The organism is Ancylomarina longa (assembly GCF_003996985.1).
GTDB classification, from domain to species: Bacteria; Bacteroidota; Bacteroidia; order Bacteroidales; family Marinifilaceae; genus Ancylomarina_A; species Ancylomarina_A longa.
Genome location: NZ_RJJX01000005.1, coordinates 37,824 through 63,370, shown reverse-complemented (window position 1 = coordinate 63,370; position 25,547 = coordinate 37,824). Strand labels below are relative to the sequence as shown.

The following is a 25,547-nucleotide window of genomic DNA, read 5'->3' as shown; positions in this document are numbered from 1 at the left end:
AAAAGATTTAAATATGATATTTACATAGGTTCAACCAGATTGAACCAACAATGGATAAGATAAAATATGGGTACTCAGGAAATTGTAAACAAGCTTTGGAATCTTTGTAACGTATTAAGAGATGATGGTATTACTTACCACCAGTACGTAACAGAATTAACTTACATCCTTTTCTTGAAAATGGCAAAGGAAACGGGGTCTGAAAGAGAGATTCCAGAAGAGTACCGTTGGGAAAATTTAGCTGAAAAAGAAGGACAGGAATTACACGAGTTCTACCGTCAACTATTACTCGATTTAGGAAAAGCTAGCGGAAAAGTGGGTTTGATTTACAACAATGCCCAGACCAATATTAGCCAGCCAGTAAACCTTCACAAGATTATTAAATCCATAGATGAATTGGATTGGTTTTCTGCTAAAGAGGAAGGATTGGGAGACATGTATGAAGGTTTATTGGAGAAAAATGCCAATGAAAAAAAATCGGGTGCAGGTCAGTATTTTACACCTCGTCCCTTGATTAATGTGATGGTTCGTTTGATGAAACCCCAATTGGGTGAAATCTGTAACGATCCTGCTTGTGGAACTTTTGGTTTTATGGTAGCGGCTCATAATTATTTGTACGAAAAGTACGATGAATATATGGATGCCGATGTTGATGCCGATTTTCAGGTTAATAATGCATTTACTGGTGGCGAATTGGTGGCTGAAACTCATCGTTTGGCGCTGATGAATGCCATGCTGCATGGTCTGGATTCTCACATTAATTTGGGAGATACACTTTCCAAACAAGGTGAGTTGATGAAAAATTACGACTTGGTACTCACTAATCCACCTTTTGGTACAAAAAAAGGTGGGGATCGACCAACTCGTTCCGATTTAACATTTCCAACGTCTAATAAGCAGTTAAACTTTTTGCAGCACATTTATCGTTCTCTTCATATTGAAGGTGGTGCTCGGGCAGCAGTCATATTGCCAGATAATGTATTGTTTGAGGATGGCGATGGTAGGAACATTCGAAAGGATTTGATGGATAAATGTAATTTGCATACCATCCTTCGTTTGCCTACCGGAATTTTTTATGCTCAGGGTGTAAAAACCAATATCCTTTTCTTTGAAAGGGGTAGAACAGATAAAAAAAATACCAAAGAGGTGTGGTTTTACGATCTACGCACCAATATGCCCAACTTTGGAAAAAACAGCCCACTTACTGAAGCTCATTTTACAGATTTTGAAACGGCATATGAAGCTAAAAACCGAGCAGCTATTAAAGATGAACGCTGGTCTTGTTTTTCAAGGGCTGAGATTAGTGAAAACAATGATCTTCTTGATCTTGGTGAGATGCCAGATGATAATCTTAAAAATGGCAAAAACATGGGTGAACCAATTGATATTGTAAAAGGATTGAAAGATGATATGAAGGCTATCACTTCAAGTATTGAAAGCATCATAAAAATTTTGGATAATGAAAAATAATTTACCAGAAAGATGGTGTGGTTCGAAACTTGAGGAAATACTTGTTTTTGTTTTAGGTGGAGACTGGGGAAAGGATCCGAGTATTCAAAATAAAGATTTTTCAAATGCACTTTGTATTCGTGGTTCAGAGCTTAAAAATTGGCAGAGAGATAAAGGGAGGTCAGCTGCTTTAAGAAGTATTAAAATTACAAGCTTGGAAAAACGAAGACTTAAGGAGAACGATATCTTACTTGAAATTTCAGGTGGTGGTCCAGATCAACCTGTAGGAAGAACAGTGGTTATTGATAAGGAAGTTCTTAATATTGAACCAGGTTTACCTAAAGTGTGTACAAATTTTTTCCGTTTATTAAGACCATCTTCAAATATCAATAGTACTTTTCTAAATTACTATTTGCAATCTTTTTATAAATCAGGTGAAGTTGTAAAGTATCAAGGAGGTAGCAATAATTTGAGAAATCTAAAATTTAAAGATTATAAGAAAATATCAATCCCAATACCACCAATCTTAGAACAAAATAAGATTGCTGAGAGGCTCGATATTATAATGGATGAGCTAAAGACTACACATACCAAATTAGATGTATTCCCGAAAATAATAAAAGATTTTCGACAGTCTGTTCTTCATAAAGCTTTTTCTGGTGAATTAACAAAGATGTGGAGGAAGGGTAGTAATCTTCATGATAAAAAGGAAAATAAACAATTAATTGATTTGTTATCTGAAAGACCCAGGAATGGATTTTCCCCAAAAGGTGTCGATTTTGTCACAAATGTTAAGAGTTTATCATTAGGAGCGACTACATCTGGTAAGTTTGATCCATCAAAAAAGAAGTATTTGGATATTGACAGGCCATCTAAAGATTCCCATTTATGGTTAAAAAATGGAGACTTATTAGTGCAAAGATCAAACTCATTAGATTATGTTGGTGTCTCTGCTATTTATGATGGAATTGATGATGACTTTATATACCCTGATTTAATGATGAAGTTGAGATTAAAAGATAAGAATCTCACGAACTATATTTATTATCAACTTTCATCAATTCGGGTAAGAGAATATTTTAGAAAAAATGCTTCAGGTACAGCTGGGAATATGCCCAAAATAAACCAGAGGATTGTTTCTGAAACGCCAATAGTTTTATATTCTGAAGAAGAACAACAAGAAATTGTTAGAAGAATAGAGGAATTGTTTGCTATTGCAGATCAACTGGAAGTAAAGTGCAAGTTAGCTAAAGAAAAGTTGGTTGTTTTACCATATGCAATCCTGGATAAAGCTTTCCGGGGAGAACTCCTTTCGGAAAAAGAATTAGAAAATATTCGAAAAAGCCCAGATTGGGAATCCTCTGAAAAACTTCTTGATCGTATAAATGAAGAGAAAAATGAGGGTGCGTCTATTCCTAAAAAAGGAGTACGAAAGTGAAGTTATACCTGATAGTTTTTTAAGATTAAATTGAAGATACAATGACTATAAAAGAAGCGAACATAAAATTAGACGAGATTTCGAAAATTATATCTGATTTGCCAGATAAAAAAAGTAAAAGTAAAAATCCTGTTATTCAGAATAAATATATAGATATTGAAGACGAAGCAATTGCTAAATCAAGGCAATTAATGTCAAGTTTAGAGATGTTAAAACTCAATTCAGATATATCCTTAATTGACCATATTGACAATTTGATTTCAGGTTGTCAATTAGTTATAGCGGATCCATACAAGGCTAAAAAAAGATGTGTTTAGAATTGATATATTTTAATTAAAATACAAACCATTAATAATGAAGTTACATAGCCTTTGGATTTCGGAATATAAGAATATTGAGGATTTAACTCTAAATTTTGATTCCAATCACCTAATCACTCTACTTGTTGGAAAGAATGGTTTAGGTAAATCCAACTTAATTGAAATCTTAGCTTTAATTTTTAGAGATTTAGATTTACTAACTAAAGAGGAACAATTTGAAGTTTGGTCAAATCCTAATGATCGCTTCGAATATGAAATTGAATATTCTTGCCGAGGTAATGATTTAAAGATCGTTTGTAAATCTAACGTGTTTGAGGTTTGGAAGGGGAACACAGTGGGCGAGTATCAAGAGATTACATTTCGCGATTTTATCAAGAACAGAAAAGAAAAATACCTTCCTAAATATATTATAGGTTATTATTCCGGTGAAAATAAGCGTGTACGTGATATTATTAAGGTACATGAAGAGAAACAATATGATTTGCTCTATAGATCTATGCAGGGGGCTGATACGATTAGTTCATTCCGTAATTTGTACTTTTCTGAAAATCATCACAGTCAACTTATCTTATTTGTTCTAATAGTTTATAGATTCTTTGAAAGTGATGAAAATGAATTCAATAGTAGTGTTGAAGATTTATTTGAAAACTATCTTCAAATAGAAGAAATCAAAAATTTGTCTTTGCATTTCAAACAACCTTCGTGGCAAGTTGAAGATATTGGTGGTGTTAATAAGAGTATAGAATTGATAGTTGAGAATATCAATTCTGAAGTTGAGTTTCCCTTCTGGAACCTGGCTGGTAAAATTGACAAATTACTGACAGTCTTATACGATCATCAAATTGATTATGGTGTTCCATTGGCAGGTCTCAATACTGATGAAAAGAGAGAGGAGCTTGAGTTTGATAGAATAAGATTAAAAGAGCTATACAATGATGTTAAAAAAGAATTTCCATCACCTCTTGATTTTTTTGACGCTATTGAATCCACAATGATTCAGAAGATTGATATATTTAATAAATTAAGTTTAAGGGTGAAAAAGGAAGGGATTTCCACGCCTTTTGAATTTATTCAATTAAGTGAAGGAGAGCAGCAATTATTAACTGTGTTGGGGTTACTTTTAATTTTTGGCAAAGAGGATTGTTTATTTCTTTTAGACGAACCAGATACTCACCTAAATCCTCAATGGCAGCGTGATTACGTACGTTTGCTGGATGACTTCAATAAGAAAAACGAGAATAGTCACATCATTGTAGCAACCCATAGTCCCCTGATTGTTCAAGCTGCCGATAAAGCAGACGTCTTTCTTTTTAAAAAAGATGAAAACAATAAGATTACTGTTTTAAAGGATCCCCACAGAATAGCCAATTGGAGAATTGATCATGTGATGATGAGCAAGTATTTCGGATTGGAGAATTCAAGACCCCCGTCAACAGATGAATTCATGAAGGAGAGAGAATTGCTCCTGTCCAAAACGGATTTAAGTGTGGAGGATATAGCTGGCTTAAAAGAGATATCAAAAACTGAAGATGTATTCCCAACAGGAGAGACTATTCGTGATGTGAAAGCACTAAATACAATTCATAATATAGCTCTTAGAATAAATAAAGGCGATGATAAAGATTAATAAACAAAGTTCTCCTCCTGTAGTAAAGTTTACTAGCAATTCTCACCCTAATTACAATCAACAAAAATGGAGAGTATTTACTTTAGCTCTAATAAAAAAATATAACTCAGGTTTGGTGGATTTTCTTAAGGATAAGAATAAATTCACCCAAGCTTATGGTTATGCAAAATTTAAGAAACAATTGAGAGATGCTCAAGGTCCTAAATGTTGCTATTGTGAAAAACCAATCGATAGTGGTGCTATTGAGCATTTTAGACCCAAGGAGGCTTATAAGGTGGCTAAACGTAATTCATTAATAAGACCAGGTTATTATTGGCTAGCTTATTATTGGGAAAACATGTTATTATCATGTGATGACTGCAACAAGTCTGAAAGAAAGGGGAATTTATTTCCTTTGATGAATGGTTATAGAGCTAAAACTCATTTGGATGATTACAGAAATGAATTGCCAGTTCTTATAAACCCAGCAGAAGAAGATCCATCTATATTTATTTCTTTTAATTTGGATAATCCTATTGCTGTGAATAATAATTTTAGAGGAGAGCAAACAATTGAAATCCTAGGTTTAGATCAAAGATATGATCTTATTTCTGGTAGAAAGGAGCGCCTAAGGTTATATAAAGCAATGAAAATAATTGCCCAAAGACTATCCCCTGACCAGCAAATAACACAAGTTGAGATTGATGATGCTATCGAATTTGTTAGAACTGCGATAGACGATCATGAACCGTTCTCAGGTATGATTAGGGAAAATATCAAGAGAGGTTTGTTATAAGTGTAGTTTATTTCTTATCATTTTTATGCAAAAATTCACCACTCCAGACTCAACTTGGTCTTCTTTTAAAAATACTCAAACTCACGAAGAATTCATCCAAAACTATGTCATCAAGGGCCGTTTTCATTCTCTTGTGCCGGATGATATAGTGAAAGACTATGAAGTTGTTGAATACATCTTGGCTTCAAGCTATTTTCATTACCCAATGTTCGATGAGGCTCTACGCAAGTTGCTTGGAATGTTTGAAATGGCTCTCAAATTAAAGTATAAGGAAGTCACTGATCAGGAATGGAAGGATTTTAAGGGGAAGGACGAGAGAGGTAGAAAAATAAGCCCTAATCTGAATAATCTAATTGATTGGCTTTGCAATGGGAAATATGTTACTCACGATAAGGAAGCCTACCATAGTATTCGTAAAATACGCAACTATTTTATGCACCCTGAAACAAGTAATCAAGGAACGATTCTATTTCGACGAAAGCTTTTAGATCTTCACAATTGTTTTAATGAAATATTTCTTCCCAAAGAGATATTGGAAGAAAGAAAAAGCAAGTTAGAATTTTATCAACCTAAGGTAGCAAAACTCAATAATGTAACTGTCCATCTGTTTCGAAATGGAAAAACGATTCATTACAAATTGGTACAGGCAATAGCTTATCTGGAAGGTAGATTAATGCTATTGTTTTTGTCTTTTTGTTCAGAAATAAAATTTACAGAAACAGGGATGGAATGTCCTGATAGTTTGATTTTATCAATCGAGGGTTTTAATATTTCCAACAACATTCTTTCAGGAACTGACACAGAAACGAGGGAAGAAGTATTCATCATGCCCTCAAAAAAGAATACGACTGAGTTGGAAGTCCATAAAACAATTGAATTTCATAAGAATCCTCTTAGTACAATGCATTATGCTGTGCTAAGTAAAAAACTAAATGAATACTTTGCATGGGAGTCTTATGAGGCAAATAATAAAATTGCAGGACGGTGTCTAGAAACTTCTCTTAATTTAACCTGACAGCGTGACTGCACCTGTCAGAGTTAAATTTCTATAAATAAATTCCTATTATTTTAGTTGATTTTTATCAAGTAGTTCACTTGGTACAGCAATATGTTCTACAAAATCAAGATTTAAGAACACGTTCAGATGATTGTTTCTAGTAAAACGAACCATCTTTTCTGTTAGTAGTTTATATTCATTATTATCTATTTGTGTATCTTTTTTGATGTGATCTAATTCTAATTTTAAAATTTGGTAGCAGTAACTGAAAAAGCTATAATAATCCCTATAATCCCGTAAAAATTGTTCATCTTTATTTCCTTTGTAACGATTATTTTCATTCATAAAGCGAACTGTATTATTCATGTTGTGCAATGCATATTGAATACTACTTTGCATTGGGAAAGACGTATTTCTTATCAATAGCTCATTTTTGCAAAATCCCTCAAGGAAAGCTGGGAAGGGATAGGTGACACCTAAACTATTTCCCATATAGGTTACATTCTGATTTTGTCTGTATTTCCCATCATATTTGGCTAATTCTGTTAGATAGCCAGTTCCTAATAAAGATTGACATGTTTTAATATCTTCCATACCTGCTTCAATAAGCTCAACCGTTTTGGTATGCTCTTTTGTTGTGTTTTCAATTCTACTAAAATAAAAACCCATAACTATTGCTAAGAAAGTGCCTGAAACAGTTAATGTAATTTGAAATAGATTATCGAATTTTTTCAAAAAGGGGAAAATTGAATGAATTATTAAAATAATGAAAAGTACTAAAGTCAAAGAAACTATTGTTGTAATCATATGTTTAGTGTTTTTGTTTTAAAAAATAGGCTGTTTTTTTATTACCAGCGTTCAGGATGGGTGCCAGGTGCAACCCACTCTCCAGTTTGATACCAAATTTCGTAGTAGTAGAGCCACCATGTTATCCAGACTATGATAGTATCGGCAAGGAAATCAGTACGAATATTGAAATCTTTATAGTAAAGACATAGTTGATCCGAGTGGTAAACGTGAGGTAGAGTTTTTTTTCCTTTTCTAATTTTCAACTTTGGAGATAATACTTCTATGATAGGTGGTTTGTTTTGCCAATACGTAATACGGACATCATACTCTGGACTGACAGCTGTTGGTTTTACTTTCCCATGAACAACCAATAATTTTCGAAAATTTATCTTCCCAGACCAATTATTATAGGTCTGGTCGATTTTCTTTAATTGTTTAAATATTGAAATTCCCATACTAACATCCTCCGTGAAATTTATTAGGCTTGTCTTTTTGTTTGTCTTGACCATATACTGTACTAGCCATTCCGCTACCAACTTGAACTCCGGTTAATCCTTTGTCTCTCATTCTCTGTACAAACTCACCTTGTTTTTTCATTGCATTTTCAAAGGCTCCTGTTCCAAAGTTTGATTTAAACAATTCGAATAGGTTCTCACCTTGGAATGTGTTCAGTTGCATCCAAAATTCTCGCAACGATTTCATGAACAATAGGAACTCTTGAAATAAGCGAGGATTATCATCCCATTCCTTGGTGAATATTTCTTCTGATAATACAGGATTTGAAATATGAAATTGTCTAAAAAATCGTTTGTCCTTCATTACGGCCAAATCAAATCGCTCAACAATTTTATTAATAGTTTCATAAATGGAACTTTCTCCTTGGTACATCTGTCCAACCAGAGTAGTGAGTACGATACTTGATGGAGCTAGTTTCTCCTTTCCGTCAAAATAGACATCTCTGTATCTTTTAATGAGCTGTACCGCATGTTGCAGTGGTTGTTTTAAGTGATTAGGATCATCTTTAGGTAATTCTTGTGCGGCTCTGATTTCCATACCTTCGTAGAAATTATGCAGATAGATGGATGTTTGAGATATATATTTTTTCTCAAACCATTGGGCATAACCTGCAGGATTGCTAATAACCCAACTGCGTTCTTTCTTATCTGGTGCCATGATGCGATTTTCATCTCTGAGATGATTTTCTGTACAAGTCGGAATGATATCCATATGAAATTCATCAGCATAATCTAGACGGATGCATCTTGATTTTTCCTTGACAAGTTTATCCCAATTTCCATTGGACTCCATCAGTTCTTTAAAATCCTTATGAATTTTTTGGAATGGTATTTTACGCCAATCTTTATTTATTTGAACAACGAAATCCAAATCATATTCTTCACCTTGTCTGGGCTTTACTGTTGTCCCAAGTCGGTAAGAGCCTTGAGCATAAATCTTGGCATCATAGAATACCCCCGGGGATTCTTCAATAAAGGTACTAACGGCCTTGTAGCGTTCTTCAACGAGTTGTCTTCTCGAGTCATTTAATTGTAGCGTTTCAGTAATTCGCTTCAGAATATCATCCAAATAGGCTTTCCTGTCTTCGGTAACTAGCTTTCTCATTTTATATGTTTTTTAGATTAATATTTCTGCACTGTGGTCTGTGATTGGAAATGGTGTTGTTTTTAAATCTGGTCGAAAGCCTTGACTTCTGATTACATTCGCATCGACCCATTTAAAATCATTTGATTCAGATTGAGCTTGCATTTCTTTTAAATATTCCAATTGTTCTGTAGTAGGTACTAGTTCAATAATATCATAAATGTGAACCTCCTTACAATTTAAGTGCTCAGAATACTTTACTTGAGTCACAATCTGTTTTCTAAAATTGACAATAGGATAGGGGAATAATATTTTGGGTAGGATTCTGCTTTCTATTAGCTCCTCGTAAAATTCTCTGTCGTAGCTGACTTCACGTTCTTTATTCGGCTGATTATACCACCTCAAAAATCTCCCAAATCGATATCCTTTAATGTGAAGTCGCAAATCATCTTTCGAACGTCCGTCATTTGTAAACTTATCATCAGGTTCAACTTCGAGCTTATTTAAAAATGAATTGGAATAAATTCCTCTTTTAAAATTTCCACCTACAGGCTGGTATTTTTTGTGTTTTCGACTTTGTACGAGTAGATATTTATCTTCCACTTCGATCTTATACAGATAGCTACAGGATAGTCTTAATCTTCGGATAAATAATGCTTGTACTAAGGTTCGTAGTAAAGATCTGTTTTCTAATCCCCAGCTCAACCAGTTGGTTATAGCTGCTAAGCCGGTGGCAAAACACCCTGCTAAAAATAAATTTTGCGTTTCTGTATCTGCAACTAATTGCGAAACTATACCTAATAGAATTGCAAGTATTAAGTTTATAACTTTGGAGTAGCTTTCTTTCATTTGCTTAATTATTCATATAACTTTATACAAATATCAGTAGCGTGACTCCAGAATAGCTACAGTCAAAAATTAAATTTTATTTTTCATGATAAAAAAATCAATTCCAGGATTTCGTCATCAAGTAATTGATTCATGTCTATGTAATAAATGCAATAAATGGACGAAGGGAAAATTGATTGATTGTATTAATCAGAAGTTATACGAGCAACATGGAATTGAAGGAATCTCCGATTCTACCTTCTATAGTGATATTAAGACCATGAAATCTGAATGGCCTCGAGGGTATAATGCTCCAATTGAGTGTATAAACGGAGCATACATTTATACTGATCCAGATTTTACGATTCAGAAAGATAATTTGAGTGATGTGGATATAGAGGTTATTGATAATGCAATAACGGTTTTGTCTCAGTTTAAGCAGCTTCCAATTCATCATGAGTTATCTTTGGTACAGGAGAAAATTTTAGGTTATAGTATTCATAATGATGAAAATGAACAGATAATCGAATTTGAAAAGCAAATTGTAAAGGGGGCAGAGTTTCTTACTCCTTTGTACAAGTTAATAAAAGATAAAAAGGTTATTAAAGTATTGTATCATTCGTTTAAGTCTCAAGAGTCAAAGGAATATATAGTCCATCCCTACTATCTAAAACAATATCGACACCGATGGTATTTAATTTCCTATTGTGAAACTCATAAGCTTATAACCACTTATTCTTTGGATCGAATTCTTGATATAGAAGAAGTAGTTGGTGTTAAATTTAGAGAAGTAGATAATAAGTCAATTAGAGATCGGTTTAAAGATATAATTGGTATTACTAGAATTGCTGATCATGAATTACAGCAGATTAATATCTGGGTATCAAAAAAATTAATGCCATACATTAAGACGAAACCTATTCATAATTCGCAAAAGATATTGAGTGAAGATGAAAAGGGTATGAAGATAACTCTAAATTTGATTCCTAATTATGAATTCTATTCAATAATATTAAGCTTTGGTGAATCGATTAGAATTCTATCACCTGATTTGATAAGAGATGAGTTAGCATCAAAGTTGGAATCTGCCAGTAAAATGTATAATGCTTCTGTGAATATGTAATTATCCAAGATGATAATGATGTTCTCATTTTAAGTATAGTTATCAATAGAACTCAAATTATATAAGAAAACATCTAAATAAGGAATTCTTATCAGCTATTGTGAATAAAGGGCAGTATGTCTGAAATTTTATCGAAGCTTTCTTTTTAATTTATCCATGTCTTTGCTAACCTTTTCATTAACTACTTTTGAATAGATTTGAGTGGTTCGAATATTCTTATGACCAAGCATTGAGCTGATTGATTCAATGGGAACGCCATTCGCAAGAGTTATAGTTGTAGCAAAAGTATGCCTTGCGATATGAAAGGTTAAATTTTTATCAATAGATGCCAGATCTGCTAATTCTTTTAAATAAGCATTTAGTTTTTGATTGCTAAAACTTGGGAAAATATGGTTCTCCGTTTTCTTTGCTGGATGATCAACATATTTCTTAATTAAATTGTGAGCCTGAGGAAGTATAGGGATGTTTGATGGTGTTTTTGTTTTTTCACGTTCCAGTAAAATCCATAAATTACCATCGATTCCAACTCGTATATTTTCTCGGGTAAGATTTGAAACATCTATATAAGCAAGTCCCGTATAACATGAGAAAACAAAAATGTCTCTGACAACATCTAAGCGAGGAAAGGATAATTTTAGGTTCTCAAGACTCTGTATTTCTTCTTTGTTAAGGCATTCTCTTTTGACCTCTATTAATTTGGTTTGATATTTTGCAAAAGGATCTTTATCCAACCACTCATTTCTGATGGCCAGATTGATAACCTTGCGCATATTTTTCAAATATTTATAGGTGCTGTTGTTATTGCATTTTCGAACAGTTTTAAAGTAGTGTTCAAAGTCAATAATAAATACGTATTTAAGACGGGATAAAGGAATATCATTTAAACTGTATTGATGCTTTAGAAATCTTTTAACATGATCAAGTGTTGTGATGTATCTTTTTACAGTTGCAGGAGCATACGTTATGCCTTGCAATTCTCCCATTTGTTTATTGTGATACTCAAAAACTTGGATTAAGGTTCTTTTTTCCTCTTCTGTACCCAAAAATCTAGCCTTTAATTTCTTGGCAGATATAAGCTCACCATTTTTCACCATCTCAGTATGGTGGTCATAAATGCTGTTTTTTAAGACATCTAAAAATTTATTGAGTTGTCCAGCACCTTTCTTTTTAGTAATCGCCTTATTCAGCTTACTATTCCAGTCTATAGGCTTAATATGCCTGCCTGTCGAGATTTCAACACGTTCGTTATCTATAGAGAAACGGATGTAAATAGGAGCTTCTCCGAGCTTATTAGATCTATTTTTTCTAATGAGAAAACTAACGTTTAATGTTGAAAATGTATTCATGTGATTGTATTATTAGATCATATGAGGCAAACTTTTTTAAAGGATTTATGAAATAGAAGCGATAATACTTAGTAAATTTAATGAAAAACGAACAGCTTTTCAAATTTAATTTCGTGGATAATACCGTTTAATGTGTTTTGATTCAGTTTGTTGTATGGATTTCGGTGAACAAGGGGAGGGAGTTGATCTGTTCACCAGAGTGTTCACCTATCTATTGGTTTTATCTGCAATAGAATGAATTGGGTGAAAACAGAAAAGACTGTAAATCAGTAGATTTACAGTCTTTTGGATTAGGATGATTCCTAAATTGCGGAGAGAGAGGGATTCGAACCCCCGGTACCTTGCAGTACAATGGTTTTCAAGACCACCGCATTCGACCACTCTGCCATCTCTCCTGATGACGGGTGCAAATGTAGAATAAAAAATTAGTTTCCAAAAATTTCAACCGCATTATTTTGGTACTGATAATACTGAAAACGAAATCTAAATTATAGCATTCTGAAATTGAAAATCTTAGGTAAATCTATCAGAATGGTTGAAGTAATCTATTGATGTAAATCCAATTCATTTAGCATGTACAAAGAGTGTTCAATAGTTTTAAAAATCTCGGAACAATATTCATTTACGGCTTTCGGACTTCCCGGCATAGTATAAACTAAAGTTTTATCCATTACACCTGCAATACCTCTACTTACTAAAGCATTTGGTTTTTCCATTCCATATTTTACCCTTATGAGTTCCATAATTCCGGTAATTTCCTTAGTGATATGTTTTTGAACCACCTCGGGGGTGATATCCTTAGGACCAATTCCCGTACCACCGGTTGTAAATACAATATCGAATGATTCTTCCTTCGCTTTTTCCAGTAGTTTATCAAGTTCTTCTTCCTTATCAGGTATTATAAATTTCTCAATTGAATAATGTCTGTTACGCGATTTGTAAAAATCCTCACATAGTTTTTCGGCCAACGGACCGCTTTTATCTGCATATTCGCCTCTACTGGCACGATCGCTCAATGTAATTATCATGGTTTTAATAATCCGAGCTTGGTAGCTTAGAGTATCTCCTGCTTTTAATTGTCCCCCATTTATTACTCTACAAAAAATTCCTTCTTTGGGCATTACACAGTTTCCAATTTCGCGGAAAATACTGCAATTATCTCCATGGCATTTTTTTCCGATTTGAGTTACTTCTAGTTCGATATCGCCAAAGATAAATCGATCTAAAGGAGCAGTATGATACAACAAAAGTCCTTCTGTGGTAATATTTTCGGCAAATTCTCCGAATTGAATCTCCCGATTAGCCTCTTTGGAAAATTTATCAATACTTTCTTTTGCTAACAAACTAACTTGTCGATGCCATTTACCCGAATGGGCATCTGTGGCAACTCCTAAAGAGTTTAATTCAATAAAGTCAACTGGCTTTTTAATAATCCCTTTTTTCTCGGAAATATTAACTGATAATACAGATACTTTTTTTTCGCTCATTTATTAGTTATTTTAGATCGGTTTTAGTTTTCTCAATTAAACTAATATTTCCCATTGTCATTGATTTATCTACGGCTTTACACATGTCGTAAATGGTTAGCAAAGCTACGCTGGCTGCCGTTAAAGCCTCCATTTCTATACCTGTTTGTCCGATACATTTTAAGCGAGTATTAACCAAAATACCATCGGTTTGCAGTGTGCATTTTACATCTACTTTTGTTATTTGTAGTGGATGACAAAGAGGAATCAGATCGCTGGTTTTTTTAGCTGCCTGAATCCCTGCAATTTCTGCTACCGTTAATACATCGCCCTTCTTCATGGAGTTTTCCCTGATTAAGTTCAGTGTTTTATCATTCAGCTGAATGAATCCTTCTGCCTTGGCTTCTCTTATTTGTGGATTTTTATCACCCACATCAACCATGTTGGCTTTTCCTTCCTTATCTATATGACTAAATTGACTCATTTTAATTTGTATAAATACTCAATTTAAAAAGTAAATTTTCAATTTTGAAGATGATAATCAACCTCCTATGCCGTAAAAACTACCATTTTTATTTTTGCTACCAGCCTTTGGTTTTTCGTTTACCGATCTGTCAATAGCTTCTTTTGCTCCAAGGGTTTTAAGATCAAATTCACTTGGATTAAAGAGACAAGGTTTTACTTTTCCATTAGCAGTAAGTCTAATTCGATTGCATTCCACACAATTGCCTCCATTTCCACCTTCCACAATCGAAAAATCACCAGTGGCAAGATTCATTTGTTTGATAAATCTTAAATCTAAATTGTTTGATTTACAATAATTTCGAAGTTTTTCCAGATCATCTAAATCAGTATCTTGCATACGAACGCAGTTAATCTTGATAGGTTCTAGTCCTGCCATCTTAGCCGCTTTTATACCAGAAAAAACATCTTCAATATTCCCTTTTCGAGTAATTGATTTATACTTTTCTGGATCCATAGTATCCAAGCTGATATTTACACGATTCAACCCAGCCTTGACTAAATCATCTGCAAACTCAGATAAGAGGATTCCATTTGTTGTCATAGCAAGATCTTCCACTCCTTCAATACTAGCTATTTTTTTTACCAGATCAAGGATTCCTTTACGCACTAGAGGTTCCCCTCCGGTAAGCCTTATTTTATTGATACCCTGTGAAACAGCTTCTTTTACAAATTCAATAATTTGTTCAAAGCTTAAAACATCCTCATGAGCGATTAAATCAACCCCTTCCTCAGGCATGCAGTAAGTGCAGCGAAGATTGCAGCGATCCGTAACTGAGATGCGCAAATAATTAATGTTTCTATTAAATTTGTCTAACATGTACAAATTCTCCTTCCATAAATTCATCTACCTCTCTTGGAACAAGCATAATTCCATTTGCTTGAGTAAAAGCATTGATATGAGCAGATCCATGATAACTAATAGGTACTACTTGATTATTAGCATTAAAACGAACAGGTAGAAATTCTAACCGATCTGTTTTTTTTCTTTTAAAATGTGATGCAATGGGCATTCGTACCATTGGTGCTTTATAATCTAATCCCATTAATCTATACAATAAGTGCTTCCCTAATAATTCGAATTGAACAAAGGAGGATACAGGATTACCAGGCATAGCAAAAACATATTTTCCTTTACAAGCTGCAAAAACAGTGTGTTTTCCTGGTTTTACGGCAATTGTATGAAACCAAGTGTTGAAGCCTAATTCTTTTAAGATTTGAGGAACATAGTCATAATCACCTACGGAAACACCTCCCGAAATGAGAAGCACATCATTTTCCTCCAAACATTTTACCATTAATTTCTTAGTATCTTCCTTAGAATCGGAAACAATACCGTAATATTTGCCATCAATTCGCATCCGTTGAAGTTGAGCTTGTATGTGCCATGAATTTATATTTCGTATTTGTGAAATGCTAGGTTGTTTATTGGGTTCTACCAACTCGCTGCCCGTTGCCAGTATTGCCACTTTGGGTTGTTTATAAACAAGAGGTTTTGTACATCCAATACTTGCCAATACCGAAATATGTTGTGCTTTTAGTCTGGTTCCTTTTCTCAGCACTACTTCATTTTCCTGAATATCTTCTCCTTTAATACAAATATTGGATTTAGAGCTATTCTTTACAAATCGGATATGATGATCATCAATTTGTTCGGTATGTTCAATCATAATCACCGTATCAGCCCCTTCAGGAACCATTGCTCCAGTCATTATCTTGGAACATTGATTTTTGCCAATTATATGTTTTGGTACGGTACCAGCAGCGATAATCTCCAATACTTCAAGGGAATTTGAGATGTCAGATTGTTTGCAAGCATAGCCATCCATTGCAGATTTATGAAAGGGTGGAATAGCCATATCTGAATGAACATCTTCGGCCAATACTCTATTTAAACAATTGGAGATATTTATTTGTTCTTTCTCCAACTTTTTAGTTGCATGCTTTACTGTTTCTAATGCTTCTTTGAAAGTAATCATGTTGTTTGTTTTGTTATTACCCACTCCTGATTTTTAAACGAAATGTTCTGATAGGTAGCATTGAATTCTTTACCGTCGAATTCAATCCATTTATCGGCAATCTGTTTGTATCTAATGGCTCTGGGTTTTATGTTTTTGTTGTTTTTTTTATTTAATACTAAAAATAAACCGGGTTGAATGATTTCACCCAATCCGCCTGATTCAATAATAAGTGCAGATCCTTTTGGTATAGTTGAATCAAAAAAGTGAAGTACTTCTCCAAGAAATTCATCTTTGGTTTGAACGTAAAAAACTCTTTTGCTACCAGCCCTAAGCAATCGATTGCTGTCTTTACTGCCATTTAGCTCTTTTTCTTCTGCTATTTGAAAGTTGTTGTTTTGTTTGAGGATTTCAGTATTCAATTCATGAAAGTGAGGAGATATTTTGATACTGACAATAGGATAAGACTGCTTTAGATGAGCAATGATTTTGCATGCCAACAATGTCTTACCAACATTTCGGCCAGTGCCAGCTATTAAAAGTATATTTTTTCGAATCTCTTCCATAACAAAAAAACTCCCATTCTGATAAAGCAGGAGGTTTCTGTTTTAGTTTGGATACCATTGAATACAATGGCAAAATAGATAAATGAATCTATCTATTATTTCTAAACACAAAATCTCCTTTCCAATTTTAGGATAAAATCCTTCGGGAGGCAAATAAGTTTCCTATATATTACCCATCGGTCAAGTGTTCATACATTTTAAATTAAAATGCTTAGAAATACTAAACTCGGAGTTGATTTTAAAAATCAGTTAAAGTTATTAATATTAATGAATATACAAATATGGATATATTCTGAGTTTGCTTGAAATGCAGTAGGATTACTTAAAGTGGTTTTTAATAATACGCTTGAATTATTAATGATTTGTGATCTAATTAGGGGTTTACTTTTTTTTCCACCGATCAAAATTTACTTTTTGATAGTAGTTATTTAGAATTAGTTTGATATAAAGTGTATTTGATGATTATCTTTACCTTTCAAAACAACTAAAATCTTATGGGAGATCACAATCACAGTCATCATCACCATGGCGAACTTAAGGGACGAAATTTAGGAATTGCTATACTTCTAAATATTGGAATCACAGTTGCGCAGGTTATTGGCGGTTTTGTTTCCGGTAGTTTGGCTTTGTTATCCGATGCGATGCATAATTTTTCGGATGTTCTTGCTCTGCTTATTAGTTGGTTTGCAAGTAAGTTGTCGGAGCGAAAACAAACTGCAAGACAGACCTTCGGCTACAAAAGGGCTGAAATTTTGGCTGCTTTTATTAATGCAATTACTTTAATTGTAATTGCGTTTTTTCTACTCAAGGAAGCGATCCAACGTTTCTCAAATCCGGAGGTTATTCAACCAGGGCTGGTAATGATACTGGGTGGTTTGTCCATCCTATTAAATGGATTGAGTGTACTTTTAGTGAAAAATGATGCTAAGCATAGTATAAATATGCGTTCCGCTTATCTTCATCTACTCTCTGATATGATTTCCTCTATTGCAGTAGTTTTGGGAGGATTTGCGATGTATTTATGGGATATTCCATGGGTGGATAGCGTCCTTTCTATTGGAATAGCACTTTATTTGGTTGTTTCGAGTTGGAGTTTGGTTTTGGAAAGTGTGCGGATTTTGATGCAATTTGCCCCAATACATATTAACTTGAATGATATTCAAGCAAGAATTAAATCCATTGAAGGAATAGAAAATATGCACCATGTGCATGTTTGGAAATTAGATGACAAACATATAAACTTTGAGGCTCACATAAGTTTTAATCAAGATCTGCAACTTAGTAAAGTGAATACAATCTTGCAGAAATTAGAAAATATTCTTAATCATGATTTTGATATCGATCATGTTACTTTACAACCCGAAATTAATGGCATTTGTGAAGATGAAAGCATAGTTAGCCAGGAAGATTCTCATCATCATTAAAAAATTAGTCGAAAGATTTTAATAATTCCATTGGATGATTTAAAATGGTTTGAGCTCCATTTTCAAGCAATTCCTCCATATCTCGGAATCCCCAAAGTACACCAACGGCATGCATCCCAGCTTTATTTGCAGTTTCCATGTCAACTCCGGAATCTCCTACGAAGATTAATTCGTCGGGATTTATATTCATTTCATTACTAAGAAATAATGCACCTTTAGGATTCGGTTTTCTTGGTATTTCATCCCCAGACCCAATTGTTTTTTCGAATTTCCAATCGGCAAATAAATGTTTCACCACTTTCTGAGTTAGCTCATTTGCTTTGTTACTGAATATAGATAATTTAATTCCTTTGCTATTTAGAGTGGAAAGAAGTTCTGCAATTCCAGGATAAAGAGATGTTTTTAAAATGCAGTTCGTATCATAAATTTCCATCATTCTTCTAAAACATTCACTTAGAGTTTTATCATCTCTACTATTTGCAGGGATAGAATTTTCAACTAGTTTTTTTACTCCTCGGCCAACGAAAGTCTTGTAAGTTTCATAATCATGAGTCGGAAATAATCTTTCCGATAATACCTGATTCATCGAATCTGCTATGTCTTCAATTGAATTCACTAATGTTCCATCAAGGTCGAAAATAATTCCTTTAATCATGTTAATTAATTTTGTTTGTGCAAATATCCATAAACATGCTTTGTATTCCAAGAGCTTTTTTTGATTTTAAAGACATAAAAATTGCCAGATGGAATATCACCATCTGACAAAAGTTATTTCATCTTGTAAATTTATCGAATGATTGTTCGAAGTTCAGCATTGTAATCTTCAACAATATCCATCCATTCGGTATACATATTTTGCCAGGAACCTTCACCGTATAGTTTTTCAAATTCCTTTTTAAAACCGGTATCAGATGACCAATCCGCATAGCTATTAAAATTCCATACTATTCCTATATCTGGACTGTGGGGAGTATGCACTGGATTATTGAAAACAAGAAATGCATATCCCAGATTCTTAGATGTTTTCATCAGCTTTTTGGCAATGGTTTCAAAACGATAATGTTGCCCTTTTCGAAGCATGACTCCCCAAGCTTCATAATGTTTAGATTTCATCAAGATCTCTTTTCCGAATGATAATTTATCATTCAGGTTCCATAGATTAACTGGTCCATATTTTTCTACTGTAGGATCCACGGTTTTATCCCAATCATCAGAGTGTCCGTTTTCATTTACTGGACGAGAATCAATTGCTGCATAGTTTGTTGGTCCCATGATCCATACGTACCAACCAGCTTTGTCTCCGTAATCAATTCTACGTAATCCTGCTACATAATCTCCCTCTGGATGGAATTTTGTATTATGTGCCTTAATAGCTTTTTCAAACTGATCAGTCATTCCACGTTTAGGCAAAATGTAAATACTTTCCACTACTGTTGTTGTCTTTTCCTCCTCATTCTGTGCAAAGGTGAATAAGGTACAAAACAAAATAGCAGTCAATACAAAAATTCTCTTTCTCATGATAATAAGTTTAGTGAATAATATTCCAATTTACGAAATTAATTTGGAATGATTCTAATTAAAATTTCTTAAACGTCTGAAAAAGAGCGATCCAGAAAGGTGTGGTGATATTTGGTTTAGGAAAGAAATTATAGAAGTTGGACTCATAATGCTATCTGTAAATTGAAAGAATGGATTGGTCAATGTTATATCGTTTGAGAGAGATATTTTACATTAATTGCAAAAGAAAGCTATGAAAGTAGTGGTTGAAAGGGAAAAAAAATTATATATTTGAAAATCTTAAAGATTTGAAATAGCATTGTATTGAAAAGCAGGTATCACATAGAGATGGCAAAAAACATGTTGAATAGCAACATGCGAAAAAGTGTATCTTCTATTGGCCGAATTGTTATTTCTACCACCATCACAACTACCACAACAACCCTTTAGGGGGTTACTATTATTACATATCACCAGAAGTGGGTAGTTGATTACTCAAAAAAGACATGAGGTTTATTGTGTATTAGCCACATTAACTAAATAGAATACCTATTGTTGATAGGTAGCCTATGTCGAATAACCATAACCAAAATATTTAATCATTGATGATAGGATTGACAATCGTATGGAGAGAAAATCATCAAAAGAATAAAAATCATGAAAGTTTTAAAATTTGGAGGAAGCTCGGTTGCTAATGCAGTAAATTGCATAAAGGTTCGGGAAATAATTGAAAAGAATTATTCCATTTGTAGACAGATCATAGTTGTTTCTGCACTTGGTGGTGTTACAGATGAACTGGAGCGCTGTATAAATCTGGCCAGTGAAAGAAATGAGGAGTATAAAATTGCTCTTCAGAGTCTGCAAAATAGACATATTCAAATGATTCTCGATTTGAATGTTTCTAAAGAGACAGAGCATTGGGTGGTGAAACGCTTTTCCGAAATTGCAGAGCTCTTACAAGGGGTCTTTTTATTAAAAGAAATATCACAAAAGGTGATAAATGCTGTTTTGGGGTCAGGAGAAATGTTTTCTTCACGCATTATAGAAGATTTTTTGAGACAATCTGGGATGAATTCAGTTTATTACGATTCTCGAGATTATATCACAACTCAAAATGGAACTGGAGTCTATTTGAATCGTGATCAAACCTATAAGAAACTGGTAAAAGTTAAAAAGGCGAATTTTGATGTTGCTGTTTTTCCCGGTTTTATTGCTTCCGGATCAAAAGGAGAACTTAGTTTATTGGGACGTGGAGGTTCTGATTTTACAGCTTCTATTTTAGCTGCAGGTCTGCAATGTTCTGAGATGGAAATTTGGACTGATGTGAGTGGGATGTTTACTGCGGATCCTGGATTAGTTTCTCAAGCAATGCCAATTGCCCAAATGTCTTTTCAGGAAGCTTTGGAATTATCACATTTTGGAGCTAAGGTAATTTACCCGCCTACACTGATACCTGTAGTTCAACATCAGATTAATGTGCAGATTAAGAATACTTTTGCACCGAATGATGCAGGTACCTTAATAACGAATAAACCAGATGAAAATAGGTCTGTTGTAAGGGGTTTGTCTTCTATCAATGATATTGATTTGTTTACTTTATCTGGCGGTGGAATGGTTGGGATTAGTGGATTTGCTTCTCGATTTTTTACCTGTCTGGCTCAAAATAAAATCAATGTTGTATTAATAACTCAAGCCTCTTCCGAACACAGTATTAGTGTTGGAATCCATAAAGGCGATAAGGAAATTGCCATTGAAGCGGTTCAAATTGAATTTGAAAAAGAAATCAGATTAAATCTGGTAAATAAACCATCGGTTGAGGAGAATTTGTCAATAGTAGCAGTAGTAGGTGAAGATATGGGATTTACACCCGGTATTTCAGGGAAAGTATTTAGTGTTTTAGGCCGAAATGGAGTGAATATTAGGGCTATGGCTCAGGGAGGAAATGAAATGAATCTCACCTTTATGGTATGTACTTTGGATGTGAAAAAAGCACTAAATGTGATTCACGAAGAGTTCTTTTTATCAGTATCTAAGAAAGTCAATTTATATATTGCAGGACTTGGGAATGTGGGCAGTAAATTATTGGAATTTATTCAAAATCAGTACGATTATTTACTTGAGGAAAAAGGTTTAAAGCTTATTGTAAGAGCAGTGACCAACAGCAGGAAAATGTACTTTGCAAAAGATGAGAATTTATTGTTTGATTGGGAGCAAAAATTGAATAAGCATGGTGCAAAAGCAGATCTTCAGGGATTTGTAAAATCGATGGATAAAGCGAACCTTCGGAATAGTGTTTTTGTCGATATTACTGCAAGCGAAGATGTTAGTGAAATATATCAATCTGTTTTGAATGCTAGTGTCTCTATTGTTGCCTGTAATAAAATTGCAGCTTCATCTGAATATGAAAATTACTTAAAGATAAAATCCACAGCAAAAAGGCAAAATGTGGAGTTTATGTTCGAAAGTAATGTGGGTGCAGGATTGCCCATAATCAGTACCATCAATAGTCTAGTTCATACTGGGGATAAAATTGTTGGAATCGATGCTGTCGTTTCGGGAAGTTTAAACTTTATCATGAATGAATTTAATGAGGGAGCTTCTTTTGTGAATGCTGTTAGGATGGCAATGGATCAAGGGTTTACGGAACCAGATCCAAAAATTGATTTGAGTGGGATGGATGTACTTAGAAAATTGCTGATATTATGCAGGGAGGCTGGATACGAATTGGAACAGGAAGATGTTTATCATCATCCTATGATTCCGGAATCGTGTTTACACGGACAAACTTCTGAAGATTTACTGGAGGATCTCAAAACCAATAATGAATATTTTGAGGGCTGGCGAAAGCTTATGAAGGAAAAAAATATTAGATATCGATACATTGCATCCTTCAAAAACGGAAAAGCCAGTATTGGATTGAAGGAAGTTTCCCCAGATCATCCATTTTATAATATTCATGGAAAGGATAATGTAATATCATTAAATACCAAGTGGTATTACGACCAGCCATTAATTGTAAAGGGAGCAGGTGCTGGTGCAGAAGTAACAGCTTCCGGTATTTTTGGTGATATTATCAGAATCTATAGTAATTAATTATTAATACAAGAATTTTAGTTCTTGATAATGAACGGATTCGAATAATTATCATAGAATTATAATCTCAAAAGATATAAAAAGTAACATGTCAGATATAGTTAAGATTTTTGCTCCAGGTAGTGTTTCGAATGTTGGTTGTGGATTCGACATATTAGGATTTGCCATTGATGGAGTAGGGGATGAAATGATTGTTAAGAAAAACGATCAGCATAAAATCATTATAGAAAGTATTAATGGATATGAGGAATTACCTACTGATCCTAAAAAGAATGTAGCCGGAGTTGCCATTCAAGCTCTTTTAGATGATTTAGACTCAACTCAAGGCTTTGATGTGGAGATATTCAAAAACATTAAACCAGGAAGTGGAATAGGCTCTAGTGCAGCGAGTGCAGCAGGTGCAGTGTTTGCGGTTAATGAATTAATGGGAAAACCATATAGTCGGTTAAAATTGGTTGATTTTGCTATGAAAGGAGAGGCTGTTGCATCGGGTGATGAACATGCTGATAACGTAGCTCCTGCTACGCTTGGTGGATTCTGCTTAATTCGGAGCTACAAGCCATTGGATATTATATCTATTAAGGCTCCAGCTGATTTGTGGTGCATTGTAATTCATCCGCAAATTGAGATTAAAACAAAAGAATCCCGTGCTTTACTCTCTTCAGATATACCATTAAAAAAAGCGATACGTCAATGGGGAAATGTTGCAGGTTTAATGTCTGGTTTGTATACTTCCAATTATGAGCTGATTGGTCGTTCTTTGGAGGATCATATTGTAGAATCGCAACGAAAAATATTGATTCCTGAATTTGATGAGTTGAAACTATCTGTAATGGAGGCAGGAGCATTAGGATGTAGTATATCTGGTTCGGGACCATCTGTATTTGCTTTGGCAAATGGAATTGATAAAGCTAATGTAATTGCAGCAGTAATGAATACAGTTTATAAAAGAACCAGTATAGAATATAAAATATACGTATCAAAAGTGAGTGAAGGTGGAGTTCAAATTTGTGAATAGTGAGAGGATGAATAAGGTTTTGGAATAGGTTTAAAGAATCGATATTCAAATGCTAAATCCAAATTCTCACATCAAAAGATTAAAAAAGTGAAATATTTTAGTACAAATAATAAAGGATTACGATACAGCTTTAAGGAGGCAGTGATAAAAGGCTTAGCACCAGATGAGGGACTGTTTTTCCCAGAATCTATTCCGCATTTAGGGAATGATTTTTTTAGTCGGCTGCCAAATATGTCCTTATCTGAAATAGGATACGAAGTGTCAAAACATTTTGTAGGAGAAGATATTACTGATACTGTTTTAAAAGAAATAACGAGGGATGCCTTAAATTTTGAGACACCTCTTGTAGAGGTTGAAAAAGAAGTTTACAGCCTTGAGTTATTCTATGGACCAACATGTGCTTTTAAGGATGTAGGAGCCAGATTTATGTCTCGATGTTTAGGTGCTTTTGCTAAACAGAGTAAGCGAAAGATAACAATATTAGTTGCAACTTCAGGAGATACTGGTAGCGCCGTTGCTAATGGATTTTTGGGAGTTGAAGGAGTTGATGTAATTATACTTTATCCAAAAAATAAAGTGAGTGAAATTCAGGAGCAACAACTAACGACAATGGGAAAGAATATTACAGCCTTGGAGGTTAATGGTACTTTTGATGATTGTCAGGCATTGGTGAAAATGGCTTTTGTTGATGAGGATTTAAATAAAAAAATGAACCTCACATCAGCGAATTCTATAAATATAGCAAGATTACTGCCCCAAAGTTTTTATTATTTTTATGCATGGGGGCAATTAAAAGATAAAGAAAAGGAGATTGTTATTTCTGTTCCCAGCGGAAATTATGGGAACTTAACTGGTGGGTTGTTGGCGAAGCAAATGGGATTGCCAATTTCTGTATTTATCGCTTCAGCAAATAAAAATAAAGTGGTTCCCGATTATCTTGCGAGTGGTAAATATGAACCAAGGTCATCTTTTTCAACTATATCGAATGCAATGGATGTTGGTGCGCCTAGTAATTTTGCCAGAATGATGGAGATGTATCAAAAGGAATACAAGCAGGTGATTCGGGATATTAAAGGAGCTTGGTTTTCGGATCAAGAGACAAAACATGCCATTTTAGATGTTTATGAGAGAACAGGGTATATTTTGGATCCACATGGAGCAATTGGATATTTAGGCCTGAAAAAACACCTTAGGTCTAATTCTGCTATAGGGATTTTTCTGGAAACAGCTCATCCAGCTAAATTTAAAGGCACGGTTGAGGAAGTAATAAATGTAGATGTAGAGATTCCAACTTATTTAAAGGAATGCTTAGAAAAAGAAAAACAAAGTGTAGTAATAGGAAAGGATTATGCTGATTTAAGTGCATTTTTATTGAGAAAATAGACTTGCAAGGAACTGTCAAATAGGCTTGAAATTTATGCAGGGATGATTATTTTTTTATTTTGCGGAGTTAAATACAGAACATGTAGTGTATTGAAAATCAATTTTTTGTTAAAATGTGATTAGTCTTTGTGCTTATCTGATTTGGCACGGATACTATTGTAAATAGGATTCAGTTAAATGGAAAAATAGACTAAATACTTTTATGATTCAATTACTAGATCTAACTATGTTGTCTTTTGGGAACTTTGTGAAAAAATAAGTTTTTATTATGTTATTTTAAATAAAAAGAAATAATTCTAAATTTTTCTTGAAGTTAATTTGCAAACGAA

Annotated in this window: 23 protein-coding genes, 1 tRNA gene and 1 riboswitch; of the genes, 11 read left to right on the top strand and 13 right to left on the bottom strand. The window is 33.9% G+C overall.

What is annotated here, in order from left to right:
- Window positions 1–66: 66 nt before the first annotated feature.
- Genes DLK05_RS05475 through DLK05_RS05450 form a run of 6 tightly spaced genes read left to right on the top strand, consistent with a single transcriptional unit; the run spans window position 67 to window position 6,624 of the window.
- Window positions 67–1,470, top strand: a complete 1,404-nt coding sequence (locus tag DLK05_RS05475; RefSeq protein ID WP_127343004.1) for a class I SAM-dependent DNA methyltransferase — start codon at window positions 67–69, stop codon at window positions 1,468–1,470.
- The gene (locus DLK05_RS05470; protein ID WP_127343003.1) at window positions 1,460–2,887 is read left to right on the top strand and encodes a restriction endonuclease subunit S; all 1,428 of its coding nucleotides are present in this window, start codon (window positions 1,460–1,462) and stop codon (window positions 2,885–2,887) included. Before DLK05_RS05475 ends, DLK05_RS05470 begins: the two co-directional genes overlap by 11 nt.
- 41 nt (window positions 2,888–2,928) lie before the next feature.
- The gene (locus DLK05_RS05465) at window positions 2,929–3,204 is read left to right on the top strand and encodes a hypothetical protein (protein WP_127343002.1); all 276 of its coding nucleotides are present in this window, start codon (window positions 2,929–2,931) and stop codon (window positions 3,202–3,204) included.
- A 37-nt stretch (window positions 3,205–3,241) separates the two neighbouring features.
- Window positions 3,242–4,834, top strand: coding sequence for an AAA family ATPase (locus DLK05_RS05460; RefSeq protein ID WP_127343001.1), 1,593 nt, complete (start codon window positions 3,242–3,244; stop codon window positions 4,832–4,834).
- Window positions 4,821–5,609: an HNH endonuclease family protein gene (locus DLK05_RS05455; protein ID WP_127343000.1), complete on the top strand. Its 789-nt coding sequence runs from the start codon at window positions 4,821–4,823 to the stop codon at window positions 5,607–5,609. The genes DLK05_RS05460 and DLK05_RS05455 overlap by 14 nt, the downstream gene beginning before the upstream one ends.
- 25 nt (window positions 5,610–5,634) lie before the next feature.
- Entirely contained in the window at window positions 5,635–6,624 is a 990-nt protein-coding gene (locus DLK05_RS05450; RefSeq protein ID WP_127342999.1) for a hypothetical protein, read from the top strand.
- A gap of 48 nt (window positions 6,625–6,672) precedes the next feature.
- Here DLK05_RS05450 and DLK05_RS05445 read toward each other — a convergent pair whose 3' ends face one another.
- The 4 genes from DLK05_RS05445 to DLK05_RS05430 are packed head-to-tail and all read right to left on the bottom strand — an operon-like array spanning window position 6,673 to window position 9,843.
- Complete coding sequence (locus DLK05_RS05445) at window positions 6,673–7,413, bottom strand: hypothetical protein (RefSeq protein ID WP_127342998.1); 741 nt, start codon at window positions 7,411–7,413, stop codon at window positions 6,673–6,675.
- Between the two features lie 41 nt (window positions 7,414–7,454).
- Window positions 7,455–7,850, bottom strand: coding sequence for a type II CBASS E2 protein (locus tag DLK05_RS05440; protein ID WP_127342997.1), 396 nt, complete (start codon window positions 7,848–7,850; stop codon window positions 7,455–7,457).
- 1 nt (window position 7,851) lies between these two features.
- Complete coding sequence (locus DLK05_RS05435) at window positions 7,852–9,015, bottom strand: nucleotidyltransferase domain-containing protein (protein ID WP_127342996.1); 1,164 nt, start codon at window positions 9,013–9,015, stop codon at window positions 7,852–7,854.
- Window positions 9,016–9,027: 12 nt separating this feature from the next.
- Window positions 9,028–9,843, bottom strand: a complete 816-nt coding sequence (locus DLK05_RS05430) for an SMODS-associated NUDIX domain-containing protein (RefSeq protein ID WP_127342995.1) — start codon at window positions 9,841–9,843, stop codon at window positions 9,028–9,030.
- Between the two features lie 85 nt (window positions 9,844–9,928).
- On the opposite strand from DLK05_RS05430, the gene DLK05_RS05425 reads away from it, so the two are divergent.
- A complete protein-coding gene (locus DLK05_RS05425; RefSeq protein WP_127342994.1) occupies window positions 9,929–10,945 on the top strand; it encodes a helix-turn-helix transcriptional regulator in 1,017 nt (338 codons plus the stop codon).
- Between the two features lie 128 nt (window positions 10,946–11,073).
- On the opposite strand, the gene DLK05_RS05420 is transcribed toward DLK05_RS05425, so the two are convergent.
- The 7 genes from DLK05_RS05420 to DLK05_RS05390 form a co-directional block, all read right to left on the bottom strand.
- A complete protein-coding gene (locus DLK05_RS05420) occupies window positions 11,074–12,291 on the bottom strand; it encodes a site-specific integrase (protein WP_127342993.1) in 1,218 nt (405 codons plus the stop codon).
- 310 nt (window positions 12,292–12,601) lie between these two features.
- Window positions 12,602–12,686, bottom strand: a tRNA-Ser gene (locus tag DLK05_RS05415).
- A 150-nt stretch (window positions 12,687–12,836) separates the two neighbouring features.
- Window positions 12,837–13,778 carry an MOSC domain-containing protein gene (locus DLK05_RS05410; protein WP_127342992.1) on the bottom strand — a complete coding sequence of 314 codons (942 nt, stop codon included), beginning with the start codon at window positions 13,776–13,778 and terminating at the stop codon, window positions 12,837–12,839.
- 7 nt (window positions 13,779–13,785) lie between these two features.
- Window positions 13,786–14,241, bottom strand: a complete 456-nt coding sequence (gene moaC / locus DLK05_RS05405; protein ID WP_127342991.1) for a cyclic pyranopterin monophosphate synthase MoaC — start codon at window positions 14,239–14,241, stop codon at window positions 13,786–13,788.
- A 57-nt stretch (window positions 14,242–14,298) separates the two neighbouring features.
- A complete protein-coding gene (locus tag DLK05_RS05400; protein WP_127342990.1) occupies window positions 14,299–15,099 on the bottom strand; it encodes a GTP 3',8-cyclase MoaA in 801 nt (266 codons plus the stop codon).
- Window positions 15,083–16,258, bottom strand: a complete 1,176-nt coding sequence (locus DLK05_RS05395; RefSeq protein WP_127342989.1) for a molybdopterin molybdotransferase MoeA — start codon at window positions 16,256–16,258, stop codon at window positions 15,083–15,085. The genes DLK05_RS05400 and DLK05_RS05395 overlap by 17 nt, the downstream gene beginning before the upstream one ends.
- The gene (locus DLK05_RS05390; RefSeq protein WP_127342988.1) at window positions 16,255–16,803 is read right to left on the bottom strand and encodes a hypothetical protein; all 549 of its coding nucleotides are present in this window, start codon (window positions 16,801–16,803) and stop codon (window positions 16,255–16,257) included. The genes DLK05_RS05395 and DLK05_RS05390 overlap by 4 nt, the downstream gene beginning before the upstream one ends.
- Window positions 16,804–16,901: 98 nt before the next feature.
- Window positions 16,902–17,047, bottom strand: a riboswitch (molybdenum cofactor riboswitch).
- A 250-nt stretch (window positions 17,048–17,297) separates the two neighbouring features.
- Here DLK05_RS05390 and DLK05_RS05385 point away from each other — a divergent pair.
- Window positions 17,298–18,227: a cation diffusion facilitator family transporter gene (locus DLK05_RS05385; RefSeq protein ID WP_127342987.1), complete on the top strand. Its 930-nt coding sequence runs from the start codon at window positions 17,298–17,300 to the stop codon at window positions 18,225–18,227.
- Between the two features lie 4 nt (window positions 18,228–18,231).
- Here DLK05_RS05385 and DLK05_RS05380 read toward each other — a convergent pair whose 3' ends face one another.
- The gene (locus tag DLK05_RS05380) at window positions 18,232–18,882 is read right to left on the bottom strand and encodes an HAD family hydrolase (protein ID WP_127342986.1); all 651 of its coding nucleotides are present in this window, start codon (window positions 18,880–18,882) and stop codon (window positions 18,232–18,234) included.
- A gap of 131 nt (window positions 18,883–19,013) precedes the next feature.
- On the bottom strand, window positions 19,014–19,745 hold the full coding sequence (locus DLK05_RS05375) for a hypothetical protein (protein WP_127342985.1): 732 nt from the start codon (window positions 19,743–19,745) through the stop codon (window positions 19,014–19,016).
- 636 nt (window positions 19,746–20,381) lie between these two features.
- Between DLK05_RS05375 and thrA the strand changes: the two genes are divergently transcribed.
- The 3 genes from thrA (at window position 20,382) to thrC (ending at window position 25,218) form a co-directional block, all read left to right on the top strand.
- The gene (thrA, locus tag DLK05_RS05370; protein WP_127342984.1) at window positions 20,382–22,817 is read left to right on the top strand and encodes a bifunctional aspartate kinase/homoserine dehydrogenase I; all 2,436 of its coding nucleotides are present in this window, start codon (window positions 20,382–20,384) and stop codon (window positions 22,815–22,817) included.
- Window positions 22,818–22,905: 88 nt separating this feature from the next.
- A complete protein-coding gene (locus tag DLK05_RS05365; RefSeq protein ID WP_127342983.1) occupies window positions 22,906–23,835 on the top strand; it encodes a homoserine kinase in 930 nt (309 codons plus the stop codon).
- A gap of 87 nt (window positions 23,836–23,922) precedes the next feature.
- A complete protein-coding gene (gene thrC, locus DLK05_RS05360) occupies window positions 23,923–25,218 on the top strand; it encodes a threonine synthase (RefSeq protein WP_127342982.1) in 1,296 nt (431 codons plus the stop codon).
- Window positions 25,219–25,547 lie beyond the last annotated feature (329 nt).